Origin of the sequence: Dyadobacter sp. CY356 (genome assembly GCF_021440195.1) — a bacterium.
Classification (GTDB): domain Bacteria; phylum Bacteroidota; class Bacteroidia; order Cytophagales; family Spirosomataceae; genus Dyadobacter.
The window spans coordinates 225,125-243,571 of sequence record NZ_JAJTSZ010000005.1; the positions used below are offsets into that span (position 1 = coordinate 225,125).

Below are 18,447 nucleotides of genomic sequence, written 5' to 3' on the forward strand. Positions count from 1 at the left end.
TATTAATTGGGATTAGGATACAATTTCTTTTTTGGCGATCAGGTAATAAACCGGAATTCCAAGTAATACGATGATTAGTCCTGGCCAGGTATACTCCGGTTTGAAAATGATAAGCAGCACACAAAATGCAACACCCATGACGATATAAATAATAGGCAAAAATGGGTAACCAAACGCTTTGTAAGGCCTGTCGGCGTTGGGTCTTTTTTTACGTAGTATGAAAATTCCAATAATTGTCAGCATATAAAATACCACAACCACGAAGGATATCATATCCAGAAGGTTACCATATTTTCCACTCAAACTCCACAGACAGGCAATTACACACTGAATCCACAAACCAAATTCAGGAACTGAATTCTTGTTCAACTCACCCACTTTTTTGAAAAACAAACCGTCTTTTGCCATGGAATAATAAACCCGCGCACCAGACATAATCAAACCATTATTACATCCAAAAGTGGAAACCATGATCATAATCGCTATAATGATCGTTCCTGAATTCCCAAAGATGACATGTGAGGCGGCAACGGCAACGCGATCTTTATCAGCTGATGCAATTTCAGGCAATGATAAAACGCCGGTATACATTACGTTTGTCATCACATAAATAACCGTCACGATGATCGTACCCAGCGCAAGACTTAGGCCGATATTACGCTGAGGATTTTTGATTTCCCCTGCTATAAAAGTTACATTATTCCAGGAATCGCTGCTGAAAATGGATCCAACCATGGACGCAGCAATTGCACCAAAGGCAGCAAATGTGGTATAAGATTCAATACTTCCGTCAATATTCAGTTTGTGCAAATCCCACATCGTCGCCGAATCCCAGTTGATATGCCAGATCTCCGGCTTCATGAATAGCAATCCAAAAACGATCAGCCCGAGAAGACTTAAAAGTTTTGCCAGCGTGAAGGTTGTCTGAATTATTTTCCCGCTGTTCACACCACGCGTATTAATAAACGTAAGCAGCACGATGACGACAATGGATAGTAGCTGCGCCGGCGTAATCTGCATAAATCCCAGATCAATTGCGACCAGATCTTCACTAAAAACGGGAAGTAAATATGCTGTAAATTTTGCAAAAGCCACAGCAACAGCAGCAATGGTCGCCGTTTGAATTACCGTAAAAAAACTCCATCCATAAAGAAAACTGATGAGCGGGTTGTAGGCTTCTTTCAGATAGACGTATTGTCCGCCAGCTTTCGGGAACATCGCGCTCAATTCACCATAACTCAGTGCGGCGGTAAGTGTCATAAAACCTGTGATCAGCCAGACGAACATCAGCCAGCCAACGCTTCCTGTGTTTCTGGTAATATCGGCACTTACGATAAAAATCCCGGAACCGATCATGCTTCCGGCTACGAGCATGGTGGCATCTATGAGGCCAAGGGTAGGTTTAAATGAAGTCGTTTCTGACGTACTTTCTTGTGACATAAAAAGGTTTAGATTACTCAGAATTCGTTTTGTTTCCCGAAGCTACAATTTTATTTAGAACTATAAAACTTCCATTTTGTTTTAAAATCCCGGGTAGGCGGCTGATTTGTCAAAGTTGCCCTAAGCATCTCAACCGGAATATTGTTTTCCTTCATCATCAAATCATGGAATTTTTTATAGGTCATCTTGCCATTATCCACTAATTCATTCTTTAAGCTCCAAATCTGTAATCCGCCTAAAAGATAAGCCACCTGATAAAGAGGACTATAACCGCCTTCGAAGGATCTTCTGACCTCGCCTTCGGCATTTGCTTTCTCATGCCCTACCCGATCAACCAGAAAATTGATACATTGCTGCGGAGTCCATTTGCCTAAATGATAGTTGAGCGAAAAAATAATCCTTGCACAACGGTGCATCCGCCAGAATAACATCCCGATCCGTTCTTCCGGTGTTTTGGCAAATCCCTTGTCATATAATAACAGCTCCCAGTAAAGCGCCCAGCCTTCGGTATAAAACGCAGTCCTGAAATTTTCGCGGTATGTCTTGTAGTGACTACTCATATAATATTGCAAATGATGCCCCGGAACGAGCTCGTGCTGGACGGTGCCTCTGGAAAAATAAGGATTATTGCCGCGCATACTCATCAGTTTATCCTCATGCGACATGGTGCTGGTCGGATAAGAAATACTGATTTCTGTTCCACCTGTAAAAAACGGATTGACCAATTGCCGTTCCGGCGTCATCATAACCATTGCCCAGGTTTCATCAGCAATGGGCGGAATATCCATCAAATCATATTCCTTAATAAATCGTTGTGCATCGTTATAAAGTTTTAAAATAAGTTCAGGCTGGGATCCGGCGGGAACGTAGCTGTTTTTCACTTTTTCCTGCGCACTTTTCCAGTCATCCTTAAAGCCCATTTCCTGTGAAGCCTTCAATAATTCTTTATCACACCAGGCAAATTCCTTGTTAGCAATTTCAATCAATTCTTCCGGGTTATAATTAATCATTTCTGCCTGAAGCTGCCGGATCAATTCCTCTCTTCCAATCGGTACGCCCGTGATTCCGCTTCCGTCATCTTTTTGTGAGGTTGTCAGTTTCCCTTTGCTTTTAAGTAATTTGGCATATGCCATCAAAGCACTGTCCAGGGTCTCATAAGGCTCTGGTACCCACCATGAATAAAGCGGATCATAACCCTGATAAAACTCATTAACACCTTTTAATCTCGCCTGTAAACCCTTCACGGCCTGTTCGGCAAAAGTTGCCAGAGGCATATCAAGCGATTCGATTTTTTTCAGATTTTCGGAAACTGCTTTTATCTCCTTATTAACACTGTTGAGCATTCCGGCAACTTCCTGTCCATTTACAGTTACCCCTCTTCGCCTTCCTTTTTCAAGTTGATATAATTTGTCTGCAAAAGGAATGTATTTCGTAAGCTGTCCGTACTGTTTTTCTTCAATAGCCAAATCCCGCAAGTGATCATCAATATTTCTTTTCAGCAAAACGTAATCCACTTTGCCATAAATGCTCATGGCATCAAAGTCCAGTTTAGCAAGCTGATCCAGATAACTGTTGTCAATTTCCACCAGTCTTTTACGTTGCTCCGGAGAATTCAAAGGTTGATTGCGACTGTAATTGGCATAACCGCCACGGCCCAGGGTAACGGGGGAATAAAAATTCCGGATTGCAATCAGATCCTGATCGTATTGTATGATAAATCCGGCAACTTCGCTGGTTTGGCTGTAAAGGTTAAATTTGTCAGTCTGGGCGAAACTGATTTCAATTTTTGAAAGGAAAAACAGGAGGCAACAACAAGAGAATTTAAAAAAGTTGAAGTGTTTCATTGTATCAATTTAAATGTCAGGAACAGGGAATACACAAAATAGTTTATAACAGCGAAAACAAAAAAAGGCGGGTAGTTTTTTGATAAAAACACCCGCCATTTGAATACTGAAATAAATTTCTAATTATATCGCTGAGGATCGTAAACCGATATTTTGATAGAAGTCGGTTTTCTGTCCGCCAATTCTGCCACCACTTTTCCGGTTGCAGGACCGAGACTTATACCCATCATTCCATGACCGCCGGCAACGATCAGGTTTTTCAGTTTTTTACTATATCCCAGATAAGGCAAACCATCCGGTGAACATGGACGGAAACCGTACCATATATCTTTAACTTCCGGCAATTCCGTTTTCAGATCAGAATAGTAATTCGGTATTGAATTAACGATACCTTCAACCCGGTTCATGTTTACTTTGTCGTTGACCGGTGCAATTTCCATCGTTCCGCCAAAACGGACTTTGCCATTCATTGGTGTTACGGCAACTCTTGCTTCGATTAGTAACGAAGGATGGATAATCTCATGCTCGGAATTGGATTCCATAAATGAGTAACCTTTTCCCGGCATCACTGGTATTGTCAATCCTGCCAGTTTGGAAAGTTGTGGCAGCCAGGTTCCGCCGGTCATTACCACAAGATCTCCTTCAAAATTTCCAGATCTGGTCTGCACCGATTTTATCTCCCCACCTCTGATATCAAAACCGGTGACCTCGCTGTTTAATTTTATTTCGCCGCCATTTTTTTTGATATATTCTATCAGCTGCGGTATCAGCGCGTTAGGATATAAATGTGCATCGCAACGATAATGTACCGCTCCAATCACATCCAGGTGTGCGTTAGGTTCCAATACCTGAACCTGCTCCCTGCTTAATATATCAACATTTAAACCTAATTTTTGCGCATCACGACCCACATGGATTTCCTCTTCTCCTGCTTTCTCTGTTTTATAAAGCATAAGAATCCCCTTCGTTTCCAGACCAAAATCAAAACCAGGTTCTTTGGCCAGATCACGGTATAGTTGTCTGCTCAACAAATGGTAATCACGCAAAAACGGTGCTGAATTTTCTACATGACTAGCCGTAGCACTTTTCATGAATTTCAAGCCCCATGAAATCAGCGAAAAATCCAGTGAAGGTTTTACGTAAAACGGACTATGACTATCGAACATCCATTTGATCCCTTTTGAAATCATTCCCGGCGCAGCTAATGGAATAAAGTGACTTGGAACGATCATCCCGGCATTGCCAAAAGAACAATTATTTGTCAAATCGCCTTTGTCCAGCACCGTCACTTTCCATCCGCTTTTCAGCAAATAATATGCAGAAGCCAAACCCATAATCCCGCCACCGATAATGACAACTTTTCCTTTTTTTGTGTCCATTTTCATATAATTTAACCGCAATGGACGCAAAGTTATACGCAATGGACGCAAGCCTATAGTTTAAATTTCGCGTCCATTGCGAAACCCATTGCGCCTATTGCGGTTAAAATTTCCTATTACAACACTTGAAAACCATATGCATATGGATCGTCATCATCAATGATAATGGTGTTATAACCTGTCACCATTGCCCAACCTTCAATGCCTGGAATAATGGCCGGTTTATCCCCGATCATCACTTCATCCTCCACAGTTCCGATAAACTTGGAGCCAATGATACTTTCGTGAATAAACTGATCGCCTTTTTTCAGTTTTCCTTTGGCATGCCATTGCGCCATACGCGCAGAGGTTCCGGTTCCGCAAGGTGATCTGTCAATCGCTTTATCACCATAAAAAACTGCGTTTCTGGCTGTTGAAGTCGGATCCAGTACGGCACCAGCCCATAAAAAATGACTAAGTCCGTTGATGTGTTCATTTTCAGGATGCACAAAAGTGTATTGCTCATTCATGCGCTTCCGGCAAACACGGCTCCAGCTGATCAGCTGGTCCGCTGTATAATTTTCCAGTCCTTTGAAATTCTCCTGAGGATCAACGATGGCATAAAAATTCCCGCCATAAGATACATCAACCGTCAATGTCCCTAAGTCCGGACATTCAACTGTTAACTTTTCAGCAGCCAGGAAAGATTTTATATTAACCAGCTTAACCGATTTTACTTTTTTCCCTTCCTGAACATATTCTACAAGGACAAGTCCGGCCGGTGTTTCAAGTCTTAATTTCCCGGGAATCTTTGGTGTTACGAGCCCTTCTTCAATTGCGATCGTAACGGTACCAATGGTTCCATGTCCGCACATCGGCAGACAGCCACTGGTTTCAATATATAAAACACCAATGTCGTTTTCAGGATCAACAGGCGGATAGAGTATGCTTCCGCTCATCATGTCATGACCGCGAGGCTCAAACATTAAACCCTTTCTGATCCAGTCAAATTCTCTCAAAAAATGAAGCCTGCGCTCCATCATATTATTGCCTTGCAGCAACGGCCCGCCACCGGCAACCACTCTTACCGGATTTCCGCAAGTGTGGGCATCAATACAGAAAAAAGTTTTACGCATAAATTATTGGCTTTCGGCCGTCGGCAATCAGCTGTCGGCTTTCAATATTGTAAACACTTTGAAATGCTATTATAAAACACATTAACCGATCGCCGAAAGCTGATCGCCGACAGCCTTCTTTGTTCTTTCATTGTTGACCGTCCGCCAGATATTCAGCGGATTGGCGTTTTGTAATTCTTGCGGCAAAAATTCATCCGGCCAGTTCTGGAAGCTTAATGGTCTTACAAAACGTTTGATCGAATCTGCACCAACCGAAGTATAAGCACTGTTGCTTGATGAAGGAAAAGGTCCGCCATGGTGCATCGACTTAACAACTTCAACACCTGTTGGATAATTGTTGAATAAAATCCGTCCGCATTTGGTCTGCAAAAGAGAAATAATTTCTTCCCGGGCTGCCAGATCTTCGTTTGTTGCAAAAAGTGAAACGGTCAATTGGCCTTCAATTTTCTCCGTTACTGCCAGCATTTCTGCTGCGTCTTTACACTGAACGATCAAAGCAAACGGCCCGAAAACTTCATGAAGCAGTGCCGGATTTACAAGTAATTCAACGCCCGCAACTGTTGCAACGGTTGGAATTCCCTGTCCTTCTGCCGCTTCCGTTTCAGAAACCGCAAGCACTTCAACGCCGGATTGTCCGATAACTTTTTCACGACTATCGGCATATCCGGCTGCAATTTTCTTGTTAAGCATTACACCAGGAGCTATTTTAATGATCTCTCCTTTTAATGCTTCAATAAATTGATTCAATTCCTCGCCTGCCATCCCAACTACTAAACCGGGATTGGTACAAAACTGCCCTACACCCAATGTCAGTGATCCTGCATATTGTTTTGCCAATTCCTGTGGAGCTGAGCTTAATTTGCCAGGCAACAGAAACAAAGGATTGATACTGCCCATTTCGGCGAAAACCGGTATAGGTTCCGGGCGTTCGTTTGCCAGATCTACCAAAGCTTTTCCGCCACGATAGGATCCTGTAAATCCAACTGCCTTAATTAACGGATGACTTACCAGTTGCTGACCCGTTTCGTAGGTTGAACTATATATATGTGCAAAAGTACCTTCCGGCATTCCGCTTTTTTCAGCTGCGCGGAAGATCGCATCAGCCATAATTCCGGAAGTTACCGGATGGCCTTCATGCGCTTTTACAATCACCGGGCAACCTGCCGCAATAGCACTTGCCGTATCACCACCCGCTGTTGAAAATGCAAACGGAAAGTTACTTGCACCAAAAACAGCCACAGGACCTAATGGAACCGATGTTTTTCTCAAATCAGGTTTTGGTGGTGTGCGTTCTGCATTGGCGGTATCGATACTTGCATCAAGAGAATCACCGCGTTCCAAAGCATCAGCGTAACTGCGCCACTGAAATATTGTTCTGCCTTTTTCTCCCGTCAAACGAGCTTCCGGCAAATTGGATTCTTTTTGTGCTGTCTGAATTAGTTCAGGGCCAATGGCTTCAATTTCATCAGCCACAGCGCGCATGAAAGCGACACGTTTCTGAATCGGGGATTTCTTACTTATCAAAAAAGCTTCGTATGCTTTCTCGACTATTTTGTTTAGTTCTTCTTTTGATATATCCATTGTTATTGCATTTAACTTATCGGGTTCAGGATGACCAGTTAGAGCTTCTTTGGAGCCTCCAAATTCAAAAAGAAACGTGCCGGACTTCATGGGCGACTCCAATGGAGTCGGGCAAATAGTTCCATAATCCTGGGCTATAAACAGGGAACCACAATATGGTTATACTTAGTTCTCAAAAGCAATAAGCAATTACGCCAAAGTCGGATCTGCTACCAGATTAAGATATTCAGGTAACTCAGCTTGTGTTTCGATTGCTTTGTTAATGATCGCCAGCACTTTTTCCCTTTCTGCACCATCCAACACCAATCTTGGCGCTCTTACATATTCCGAACCAATACCTGCAAGTTTGGCGGCAAGCTTAATATTTTGTACCAGTTTAGGATGAATATCAAGTTCCAAAAGCGGAAGATACCATCTGTAAACGGCAAGCGCTTCTTTATACTGGCCAGCTTTTACAAGGTTGAAAATCGCAACAGTTTCTTTTGGAAATGCGTCAACCAATCCGCCAACAACGCCATCAGCGCCAAGCATAACTTCTTCCATAATTAGTGTATCAACACCACAGAAAACCTTGAAACGATCTCCAAACCGGTTGAAAATACGTGTTACATTACTTACATCACGGGTTGATTCCTTAATCGCCTGGATGTTTGGGTAAGCTGATAATTGCTCAAACATATCCAGTGTTACTTCAATTTTATAATCCACCGGATTGTTATAAATCATCAAAGGCAACGAAGTATTTTGTGCAATGGTTGAAAAATAAACAACCGTTTCATGATCGTCAGCCTTGTAACGCATCGGAGGCAAAACCATCAGTCCGTCTGCACCAATTGCTTCTGCCTGTTTTGCGATATTTACCGCTACAAAAGTGGATTGTTCTGCAATACACAAAACAACCGGCATACCGGCAGGAAGTGTTTTTTTTGCAAACTTTACCAATTCGAATTTCTCATCCGTGGTTAAAGTACTTGCTTCTCCCAACGATCCTGCAACTATAACACCCGAGATTCCGGCTTCCACCTGGGCTGAAAGATTTTTTTCAAACAGATCAAAATCGATTGTATCGTCGGCGTTAAACGGAGTTAAGAGTGCAGGAAAGATGCCCTGCCATGATGCCTTGTTCATAATATATGTTTTGATAAAATTAAGAATTCTGATTTTTAACAAAGATAATTCGCCGAATTGGCAGAAACCATTCTAGTATTAATCAATAATACACAGATTTTAACATAAATGCAGTTGCACTATACTTAAATAAGTATTGAAACAACTTAAAAAAATGAAAATGTTAATATTGGTCAAAAGTTGCTGCTCAGTGGTTCACATAGAACATACAGCATAACAGTAGCAAATGGCCAGACCGCTTCCAACTGATTTTTCCCTAAAACGGATTTAAATCCTTAATTTTGTAGTTAATATTCCTATCAACCCAATATTTGTAAATAACAATATTTCGTATGTCTGCTTCAATAAATGAAAATCCGGTTCGCGTTCTGGTGGTCGGCTGTGGTAATATGGGCGCTTCACACGCCATTGCCTATCAATTATCCGATGGTTTCGAAATTTGCGGAATTGTCTCAACCGGAAAAAGCAAAGAGGTTTTGAATGAAAAACTTGGCGGCGGTTATGCCTTGTTCAGTGATTATGATACTGCGTTGAATGAAACCAAACCGGATGCCGTTTGTATTTCCACTTATCCGGATACTCATGAAAGTTTTGCAATCCAGGCGTTACAGGCTGGTGCGCATGTATTTATAGAAAAACCATTGGCAGATTCTGTTGAAGGTGCGAAAAGAGTTGTAGCTGCTGCAAAGGAAGCGGGTAAAAAAGTGGTTGTCGGTTATATCCTGCGCCATCATCCGTCATGGGAACGTTTTGTTAAAGAGGCGCAGAATATCGGAAAACCGTTGGTAATGCGTATGAACCTGAACCAGCAGAGCCACGGATATATGTGGACTGTCCACAGAAATTTAATGAAAAGCCTGAGCCCGATTGTGGATTGCGGTGTGCATTATATTGATGTCATGTGCCAGATGACGCGCTCAAAACCAATCCGTGTCAATGCGATTGGTGCCCGTCTGACTGATGATATACCGGAAGGAAATTACAATTATGGCCAGCTTCAGATCTGGTTTGAAGATGGATCTGTGGGCTGGTATGAAGCGGGCTGGGGACCGATGATCAGTGAAACCGCATTTTTTGTAAAAGATGTGATCGGGCCAAAAGGTTCGGTTTCTATTGTTGCAAAAGATGCAGGCGGAGCCGGAAAATCCTCATCTGTGGAGGCGCATACCAAAACAGAATCTATTCGGGTGCACCATGCGGCATTGAATGATCAGGATGAATTTGTACACGAAGACAGCTGGATTAATCTGGAAGACGAGCCTGACCACCAGGAACTGTGTAACCGCGAACAGGCCTATTTTCTAAGAGCTATTAAAGAAGATATTGATCTTACAGATCATCTCGAAGATGCCGTAACAAGTCTGCAGATAGCATTTGCCTGTGATGAATCCGTGCGCAATGGAGGCAAAACCATTGATTTAGTTTAAGTTAGAGATTTCAGTTTAAATTCCTGCCAAAAAAAATTGCTGTTTTATTAAACAGTTAAATTTTTGGCAGGAATTTTTTTTGCAAACGTTTGCAATGAGGTTTTAATATTAATATTAAAATAGTATTTAAATATTCTGGTTATTTATCATAATATTGCCAGTACTTATTAAAAATTTGAAATTTCCATTGATAAAATTGCATTCCTCTCACTCTGACAAAAACGCAAATATGAAAACTAAGCGGATTCAGTTTATGGAATTTAGTGATGAAAACCTGCTCCTTGAAATTAAGCTTGATAATCATGATGCTTTCGAAGAATTGTATAGCCGCTACTTTTTCAGAGTCCTTAACGACGCTTATAAAAGGTTGCGCGACCGTGATCATGCGGAAGAGCTGGTTCAGGATCTCTTTGTTGGAATATGGCTCAAAAGGCATCAAATTGTAGTTGCTAAAACGTTTGATGCGTACTTGCATACTTGTTTACGCAATGCCGTAATTTCATTTTTCCGGAAGAATAATAAGGTTGTTGAGTATCCCGAAAACTTTACAGACCGTGAAGATACGCAGGCGACGAATGAAGAAATTGCTTACAATGATTTGAAGATTGCCTATGATCGAACCATTTCGGTTTTGCCGGATAAATGCCGTAATACTTACGAAATGTTTGAGAGTGGACTGACGATTCAACAAATTGCAAATTCTTCTAATGTCTCACCTAAAACGGTTGAAAGTCATCTGTTAAAAGCGCGTAATACCATTCGCTTTAAACTTCGTGAATTCTCTGCGGCATGTTCATTGTCCTTGTTGTTCAGCATCTTAGAACAAACCATTGAACTCGTTTAGTATCACAATAAAAATATTTTCTTTTTTTTTATAACACAACTAAGGTATCAGAGCCTCTTGTACGTCCTTGTACAAAAGGCTCTTTTTGCATTATAATAATTAATATTTATCCGAAACGAATGAATTCATGAATAGACCTGTACCTTCTGAACTTTTGGATAAATATTTAAACGGCACTTGTACATCACAGGAGTCGGCACAAGTAGAGGGTTGGTATCAGTCATTCGAAAATAACCCTGAGCTGGACGTTATGTTTCCGGAATCCAAAAGTGATGAGTATTCCAACGCCGTTTTTGAGAAAATCAGGTCACAAATAAAACTGAAAGAAATCAATGGCAAAATCTCCCGAAAGCAGCACAATGAAAGGTTGTCTGCGATAAGCAGCCTGATAAGCCAGGCCATGTACACTACCTGCACCATTAAAAATGTAAAATTTAGCCATTACAGCTCTGCATTTTAATAATCGAATTACACAGTTTACTACTCAAATAAATTTTACAAACCTTTAACTACAATTAACATTTATGAAAAAAACTTCCGTGACAAGAGATTTAGGCTGCATTCAGCAGATGATACCATTCACTTTAACATAATCTGCGTGAATAGAATATACCAAAACATTTTCATAATTAAAGCAACCAACCGTATGAAAAGGAATATTACCGGAAATAGTATGTCTCTCAAAGGAGCCATACAAAAAACAACATTAATGCTGCTTGCGCTTCTATGTTCTTTTGGAACATACGCCAACGGCCGGATTGAAAAAACAGTAACTACGGGAACAAATTCTGCAAAAACAGCAGACAGAACTATCAAAGGAAAAGTTACTGAAAAAGATAAAAACGAAGGCCTTCCGGGCGTAAACGTTGTTATCAAAGGAACCAGCACTGGTACAACAACGGATGCAACGGGTGCTTACACACTTTCTGTACCTGAAAGTGGTGCTACTCTTGTGTTCAGTTTTGTAGGTTATGTAAGTCAGGAAGTTTTAGTTGGCAACCGTTCTACAATTGATGTTGCTATTGAATCTGATACAAAAGCACTTAGTGAAGTGGTTGTTATCGGTTATGGTACTGCAAAAAAATCCGACTTAACGGGTTCTGTTGGATCCGTAAAAGAAGATCAGCTTAAAGAAAGACCTTCTCCTTCTTTAAATCAGGCTCTTCAAGGTAAAGTTTCAGGGGTTCAGGTTAACGTAAACTCTGGCCGTCCGGGTGGAAGAAGCAATATCCGTATCCGTGGTTTCAGTTCTATCAACTCTTCTAATAACCCATTGTATGTGGTGGATGGAGTAATGCTTCCACAAGGAACTCAAAATCAGTACAGCTCAGCCATTGACTATATCAACCCGAATGATATCGTTTCGGTTGAAGTATTGAAAGATGCATCTTCTACTGCGATTTATGGAGCAAGAGGTGCAAATGGTGTAATCCTTGTTCAAACTAAAAAAGGAAGATCAGGCGAAGGTGTGATCACATACAATGTCGATGTGAGCGTTCCAACAATCGGGCCGAAAAGACCGAAAGTATTGAATGCGCAGCAATATCTTGACGTTGAAGATCTTGCTTACAAAAACATCGAAAAATTCGATCCGGCCGGATGGGCTTCTGGAAAATATGCAAACTTGAACCCTCAGACGCGTAGAGCTGCTTTTAGTTTACAACATCCTGATGTATTTACCCTTGCAGCAGATGGAAGCTACAAACCAAACTATGATACTGACTGGTTCAAAGAAGCAACACAGAATAAAATCTCTCAAAACCATCAGTTAGGTTTCAGTGGTGGAAATGAAAAAACAACTTATGCATTGTCTCTTGGCTACCGTGATGATCAGGGTCTGTTGAAAGAATCTTATTTGAAACGTTATTCAACACGTTTCAGCATTGATGATCAGGTTAAAAAATGGTTGAAAATCGGAGCTACTCTGAGTTATAACAACCAGAGCGAAAACCTTGTCGATATCAATGATGCCGTTCCTCGTCAAATGGTGGAAGATTTTCCTTTCCTTCCTGTAAGATACCCGGACGGAACTTTTGCCAACAACCGTGATTATCCACAGGCAGAAGGTTCATTCAGTTCAATCCACCGATTGACAGGTCGTAAATATATCGTAAATACTGCTACAACATTAGGTAGTTTATATGGAAATCTTACCCTTGCAAAAGGTTTGGAATTACGCTCAGTATTGGGTATTAACGTGGTAAACCAGGAAGTTAACCAATCTCAGACACGTACTTTGGCTATCTCTGAATTTGGTACTGCCAGCAAAGACGCAAGAAAAGAAACGTTCTGGTCATGGGAAAACTATTTAACTTACAACAAGTCATTTGGTATCCACGCAATTAACGCACTTGCCGGTATTTCATGGCAGAAAACCAATATCACAACTACGGGAGCAAGCGTTCGTAACTTCTCAACGGATTATTTTGGTTTTGATAACCTTGGTGCTGGTGCTACTTTACCTGGTGTTTCTTCAGGTGCGCAAAGCTTTGCATTTAACTCGTACTTCGGTCGTGTTAACTATACCTTGCTTGATAAATACCTGGTTACATTCACAGGACGTGCGGATGGATCTTCTAAATTTGGAGAAAACCACAAATTCGCATTTTTCCCATCTGCTGCCCTGGCATGGAAAGTGTCTGACGAAGAATTCCTGAAAGGAAATTCAGTGATATCTAACCTGAAAGTTCGTACAAGTTACGGTTTGACTGGTAACTCTGAAATTCCTCCATACTCATCTTTGTCATTGTTGAGCTCTACTTATGCAACAATTTACAATGATACGAAAGTGAGCGGAACAGGTATCAACCGTTTGGCTAACCCTGATTTGAAATGGGAAAAAACAGCACAAACTGATGCAGGTGTTGAAATCAGTTTCTTAAAAGGAAGAATTTCGGTAGAAGCGGATTACTATTACAGAAAAACAACAGACATGCTTTTGGATGCACCGGTACCCCGTTCAAGCGGTTATGCTGTAATCAGAAAGAACATCGGTTCTATGCAGAACAAAGGGTTTGAATTCACTTTGAATACAACCAACATCGAAAGAGGTGACTTTACCTGGAATTCAAGTTTCAATATTTCTTTGAACAGAAATAAAGTACTTTCATTGGCAACACCTTCGGATATCTTCGGAGTGGGTGGTCCTAACTTTACAAACCAGACAGGTATTATCCGTATCGGCGAACCAGTTGGATCGTTCTGGGGATTGACACGTTTAGGAACATGGAGCGAAGCTGAAAGAGACGAAGCAGCTAAATTCACCAGCTACCGTAATAACCTTACGATGTTACCAGGTGATATCAAATACAAAGACTTAAATGGTGATGGAGCCATCACAGACGCTGACCGTTCGATCATCGGTAACGGTAGCCCGAAAGCTTGGGGTACATTCTCGAACACAGTTCGTTTTAAAAGCTTTGATTTGACGTTTGATGTGCAATATTCTTATGGTAATGATGTAATGGACATGACGCTTCACCCAAGTGAAGACCGCGTTTCTATCGCAAACAGCTACACTACTGTATTGAACGCATGGACTCCAACAAACCAGAATACGCCGGTTGCACAGATTCGCGAAACAAGAGCAGGATATGTTACAAACGTAGATTCTCACTGGATCTTTGACGGATCGTTCCTTCGCGGAAGAAACTTGTTGTTGGGCTACAACTTCCCATCAGCATTGACAAGCAAACTTAAAATGAGCAAACTAAGACTTTATGTTTCTGCTCAAAACTTCTTCTTGCTGACTAAGTACCCACATGGCGATCCGGAAGTTACACCAACAAACGGAGATCAGAACAGCAATGTGTTCTCACAAGGTATGATCTGGCACGGCTATCCAAAACCAACTACTTACATGGCAGGTTTACAGATCGCATTTTAATTGGCCAATTAATTTATCCTAAAAAACATTGATTATGAAGTTATATAATTTAAAAAATGTAGCCAAGGTACTTCTCTGCGGATCCATTTTACTTGGCCCCACAAGTTGTTCGGATTTCCTTGACGAAAAAGATCCATCTAACCTGACGCCGGAAAGCTTCTATACCATACCAGATCACGCAGAGGCGGCTGTTGCTGCTACCTATGCAGGACTCCGGTTTTATGGTGAGGGAGCAGGTATTTTCTCGGCAAACTGGCAGTTACTTGAAGCTGTAACAGGAACGGCTACAACAGAAACTGGTCAGAATTCAGATTTAAACAACCTTTACTCGCTGACTTACGACGGAAACACGGCGCATGTTAACAACTGGTATAATGGTTTGTACAGAATTATCGCTAATGCAAACCTTGCGCTGGAAAAAATTCCTACAATTCCTTTCCTGGCTCCGGCGACCGAAGCACAAAAAACAAAATTGCTTGGAGAAGCTCGTTTCCTACGTGCCTGGGCATATTTCTATGCGGTCAGACTTTGGGGTGATATTCCTTTGATCACGACTCCTCAAACAGCGAACTCTACGGATTTCCTTCCGTCGCGTGCTCCACAAGAAGAAGTTTACAAACTTATTGTTGAAGACTTACTTGCTGCTGAGGCTGCCGGTTTGCCTGTTACAGAAACGAATGGTCGTGCTACGCAAATTGCTGCCAAATCATTGCTGGCCAAAGTATATTTGACAATGGCTGGTTTCCCGCTTAGCAAAGGTGCTACGCACTACAAACTTGCTGCGGACAAAGCGCTGGAAGTGATCAACTATTCCAAAGCAAATCCTTCAACGCTTAATTTGTTTAGTACTTATAAAGAAGTTCATCAGGAAAACCTTAAAAACCGCGTTGAACACATCTTTATGATTCAGTACAATATTGCGGTTGCAGGTAACCCGTTGGGAGATTATTTACCAAACTTTAAACCAGTTACTTATTCTGGTCCGGGAGGAACGGGAAGTACTGTACCAACACGTTCTTTTTACGCTTCTTACGAAACGGGAGATCTTCGTACGGTTGATCAGGAAGGATGGTTTTATACAACTTACTATACCAATGGTGATGGTGCCAAATTTGATCTTGGTGCTCCTTATGTTTTCAAACATTTCAACCAGACAGCAAATGGTACATTAGGCGTTCCGGGTACACGTAACAATAACCTGAACGTTCCATTGATTCGTTATGCAGAAGTTCTGTTGATCTTCGCAGAAGCTCAAAACGAATTGGGCGCGCCAACGCAAGAGGCTTATGACGCTTATAAAAAAGTACATGACCGCTCTAAGTTGACAACGCCTGGTTTCGGAACTTTCACACAGTCGTCATTCCGTGATGCAGTTTTGAGAGAACGCTGGTATGAATTCGCTTACGAAGGAATTACCTGGTTTGATATGGTTCGTTTGCGTAAAGTGTTCAATGAAAAAACAAAAGGATTTGATCCGTTTGTTGGTCACCTTAACCTGAATGTAGGTTCTGGTGTTGCATTGCAAGCCAAACACCTATTGTTCCCATTAGGAATCCAGGAAATGAAAAACAACCCGAACCTGACTCCTCAGAATCCTGGGTATTGATTTTTAAATATTGCTGATTAAATTGAGCCAGTCCCGCAAGCCGGGGCTGGCTTTTTTAGTTAAGATTTCAGGCTGAAATATTCATTTACTACCAAATTACGTTTAAATTCAAAGCCTAATAAAAACAGGATGCGAATAAAAAATTACAAAATTCTCCTCTCTATTGTTATCCAAATACTGTTAACTTCGTTAGCTTTCTCTTCCTATGCACAGCTGATCATTTCAAATCCGGTTAATAATCAGATCTTTCAGCGTGATGCAAATGGCCTTGCAAACATCGCTATAACCGCCTACGCGCACTTTCACTATTCCCGGATTGATGCCCGCCTGATCCCTGATCAAAATAATAATCATTCAGGAAAAGCATTTTCTTTTACTTCCGATCAAATAGATCAGGGTTTTTTATATACAAGTTTACAGGCAGAAACGGGTTGGTATCGCCTGGAAATTACAGGCTATGGCGATATGGGAATTATTGATACCGCCAGTGTGGCACGTGTTGGCATTGGTGAAGTTTTTCTGGTTGCCGGAAATTCCAATGCGATGGGTTTGATAGATCTTGGAGCTAAAGATGCTTCGGATCAGGTTATTTCTTTCAACGCGCTTAATAAAACACTCAATTCGGATAATATAACGGTTGCGCCAGACGAGCCGATGCAGGCACCTGCTTACACACCGATCCGTGCCAAAAATAATATTTTCCCATCCGGCGAAACTTCGTGGTACTGGGGCGAATTGGGTGATATGATTTCCAGGAAAATGAATACACCAGTCCTGTTTTTAAATTCGGCCTGGGCTGCTGCCAACTCTGAAAACTATCGGGATGGTGCACAGGGGAAAGATGCTTTCAATATATATGTCGGTAAATATTGGCCAAACCGGCAGCCATATACCAATATTGTCAATACAATCCGTTACTTCAATTCTTCACTCGGGCTCAGAGCCGTTCTTTGGTCACACGGTGAAAATGATGCGCAACTAAATTTTACGGAAGAAAATTATTTCAATAATATAAAAACACTTATTGAAAACAGCAGGCGGGATTCCGGGTATCCGGCTCCATGGATCATAGCAAGAAACTCCGTCAGTTATTCGTTACCAAACCCTCCTGCGGCGGTTAAAAACGCACAAATCAGACTAGCATCCATACAAAACTTCAATACTTTTGCCGGCCCAAATCTTGATACTGTTCAAATCCCCCGACCAGCGCAGGGTCATTTTGAAAATATTGCCGGCGGACAACAGGGATTAACGCTGGCAGCCACAGCCTGGAACCGGATTCTTACTGATTCATTATTCAAAACCGTTATACCGCTCCAACCAAAATTTGCAATACATACCGGCCTTGTTCCCTCAAAACTTTTTCCCGGGGCAACATTTACTTTGCCATATAACATTACAGAGCTGGCTAATACGAATAATACAGTTCAGGTTGAGCTACTGGACGAAACAGGTAAATTTGTAAGGCTGGTTGGTACCGGAAACGCAAATCTTGCAAATGTTCAGATCCCGGCTGATATTCCTGATAGCCATTACAAAATAAGATTATCAACAATAAACCCAATACTGACCGGAAGTATTTCCGGTTCGTTTTTGATTGGAAAAAGCTATTCCAAGATTGAGTTTATAAATACCATTTCTGCGCGGAAAACTGATAACAGCATTATTATTTCGTGGCATGTAGCAGCAAACCGGTCACTTACAAAGATGACCCTGCAAAAAACGATTGATGGAGAAATGTATGCCGATCTGGCAAGTTTTAATGTTACAAACAATCAGGATCATTCCCGGATTTACAGTTTTTCGGATAACGCTGTAACAAATGAAAGTATTTATTACAGGGTAAAAGAAGAAGGTGTAAATGGAGAAATATCTTATTCAACCATTTTGGCAGTATTAAAAGAAGGCGCACCACCGAACTATGTTGTTTTTCCAAATCCGGTAACAACAAACCAATTTTTCATAAGGCCCGACAATTCTGATACAGCTATTCAATGCTCAATCTTTGATACGAGAGGGCGCGAGCATCCGTTGATTATATCGGATATTGAGATTATCGGACTTTTGTTGCTGCGTCCCGTTTACAGCCTGCCTACCGGAAATTATATCCTGAAAATCGTAAGCAAATCAGGTGTAAGTACACAAAATGTGGTTTTCAGATAAAAGAAAAAGGTAAGCGCCGAAACACTTACCTTCT

The 18,447-nt window shown here is 41.4% G+C and carries 12 protein-coding genes; 6 read left to right on the forward strand and 6 right to left on the reverse strand.

Annotation, left to right across the window (positions count from 1 at the left end; translation table 11 throughout):
• Window positions 1-12 precede the first annotated feature (12 nt).
• The 6 genes from LXL81_RS17620 to LXL81_RS17645 all read right to left on the reverse strand — a co-directional run bounded on the left by LXL81_RS17620 (window position 13) and on the right by LXL81_RS17645 (window position 8,487).
• Window positions 13-1,440 carry an APC family permease gene (locus LXL81_RS17620; RefSeq protein ID WP_234648091.1) on the reverse strand — a complete coding sequence of 476 codons (1,428 nt, stop codon included), beginning with the start codon at window positions 1,438-1,440 and terminating at the stop codon, window positions 13-15.
• Window positions 1,441-1,490: 50 nt separating this feature from the next.
• Window positions 1,491-3,284 (reverse strand): DUF885 family protein, encoded by a 1,794-nt coding sequence (locus LXL81_RS17625; protein WP_234648092.1) that lies wholly within the window; start codon window positions 3,282-3,284, stop codon window positions 1,491-1,493.
• Window positions 3,285-3,403: 119 nt separating this feature from the next.
• A complete protein-coding gene (locus LXL81_RS17630) occupies window positions 3,404-4,663 on the reverse strand; it encodes an FAD-binding oxidoreductase (RefSeq protein ID WP_234648093.1) in 1,260 nt (419 codons plus the stop codon).
• A gap of 116 nt (window positions 4,664-4,779) precedes the next feature.
• Entirely contained in the window at window positions 4,780-5,778 is a 999-nt protein-coding gene (locus tag LXL81_RS17635) for a 4-hydroxyproline epimerase (protein WP_234648094.1), read from the reverse strand.
• An 81-nt stretch (window positions 5,779-5,859) separates the two neighbouring features.
• A complete protein-coding gene (locus tag LXL81_RS17640) occupies window positions 5,860-7,359 on the reverse strand; it encodes an aldehyde dehydrogenase (NADP(+)) (RefSeq protein ID WP_234648095.1) in 1,500 nt (499 codons plus the stop codon).
• 189 nt (window positions 7,360-7,548) lie between these two features.
• Entirely contained in the window at window positions 7,549-8,487 is a 939-nt protein-coding gene (locus LXL81_RS17645) for a dihydrodipicolinate synthase family protein (protein WP_234648096.1), read from the reverse strand.
• A gap of 332 nt (window positions 8,488-8,819) precedes the next feature.
• Between LXL81_RS17645 and LXL81_RS17650 the strand changes: the two genes are divergently transcribed.
• The 6 genes from LXL81_RS17650 (at window position 8,820) to LXL81_RS17675 (ending at window position 18,413) form a co-directional block, all read left to right on the forward strand.
• Entirely contained in the window at window positions 8,820-9,914 is a 1,095-nt protein-coding gene (locus LXL81_RS17650; RefSeq protein ID WP_234648097.1) for a Gfo/Idh/MocA family protein, read from the forward strand.
• Between the two features lie 229 nt (window positions 9,915-10,143).
• Window positions 10,144-10,758, forward strand: a complete 615-nt coding sequence (locus LXL81_RS17655) for an RNA polymerase sigma factor (RefSeq protein WP_234648098.1) — start codon at window positions 10,144-10,146, stop codon at window positions 10,756-10,758.
• A gap of 127 nt (window positions 10,759-10,885) precedes the next feature.
• Complete coding sequence (locus tag LXL81_RS17660; RefSeq protein ID WP_234648099.1) at window positions 10,886-11,218, forward strand: hypothetical protein; 333 nt, start codon at window positions 10,886-10,888, stop codon at window positions 11,216-11,218.
• Window positions 11,219-11,404: 186 nt separating this feature from the next.
• Entirely contained in the window at window positions 11,405-14,644 is a 3,240-nt protein-coding gene (locus tag LXL81_RS17665) for a TonB-dependent receptor (RefSeq protein WP_234648100.1), read from the forward strand.
• A 34-nt stretch (window positions 14,645-14,678) separates the two neighbouring features.
• Window positions 14,679-16,250, forward strand: a complete 1,572-nt coding sequence (locus tag LXL81_RS17670) for a RagB/SusD family nutrient uptake outer membrane protein (protein ID WP_234648101.1) — start codon at window positions 14,679-14,681, stop codon at window positions 16,248-16,250.
• A 129-nt stretch (window positions 16,251-16,379) separates the two neighbouring features.
• On the forward strand, window positions 16,380-18,413 hold the full coding sequence (locus tag LXL81_RS17675; protein ID WP_234648102.1) for a sialate O-acetylesterase: 2,034 nt from the start codon (window positions 16,380-16,382) through the stop codon (window positions 18,411-18,413).
• The last annotated feature ends 34 nt before the right edge of the window (window positions 18,414-18,447 follow it).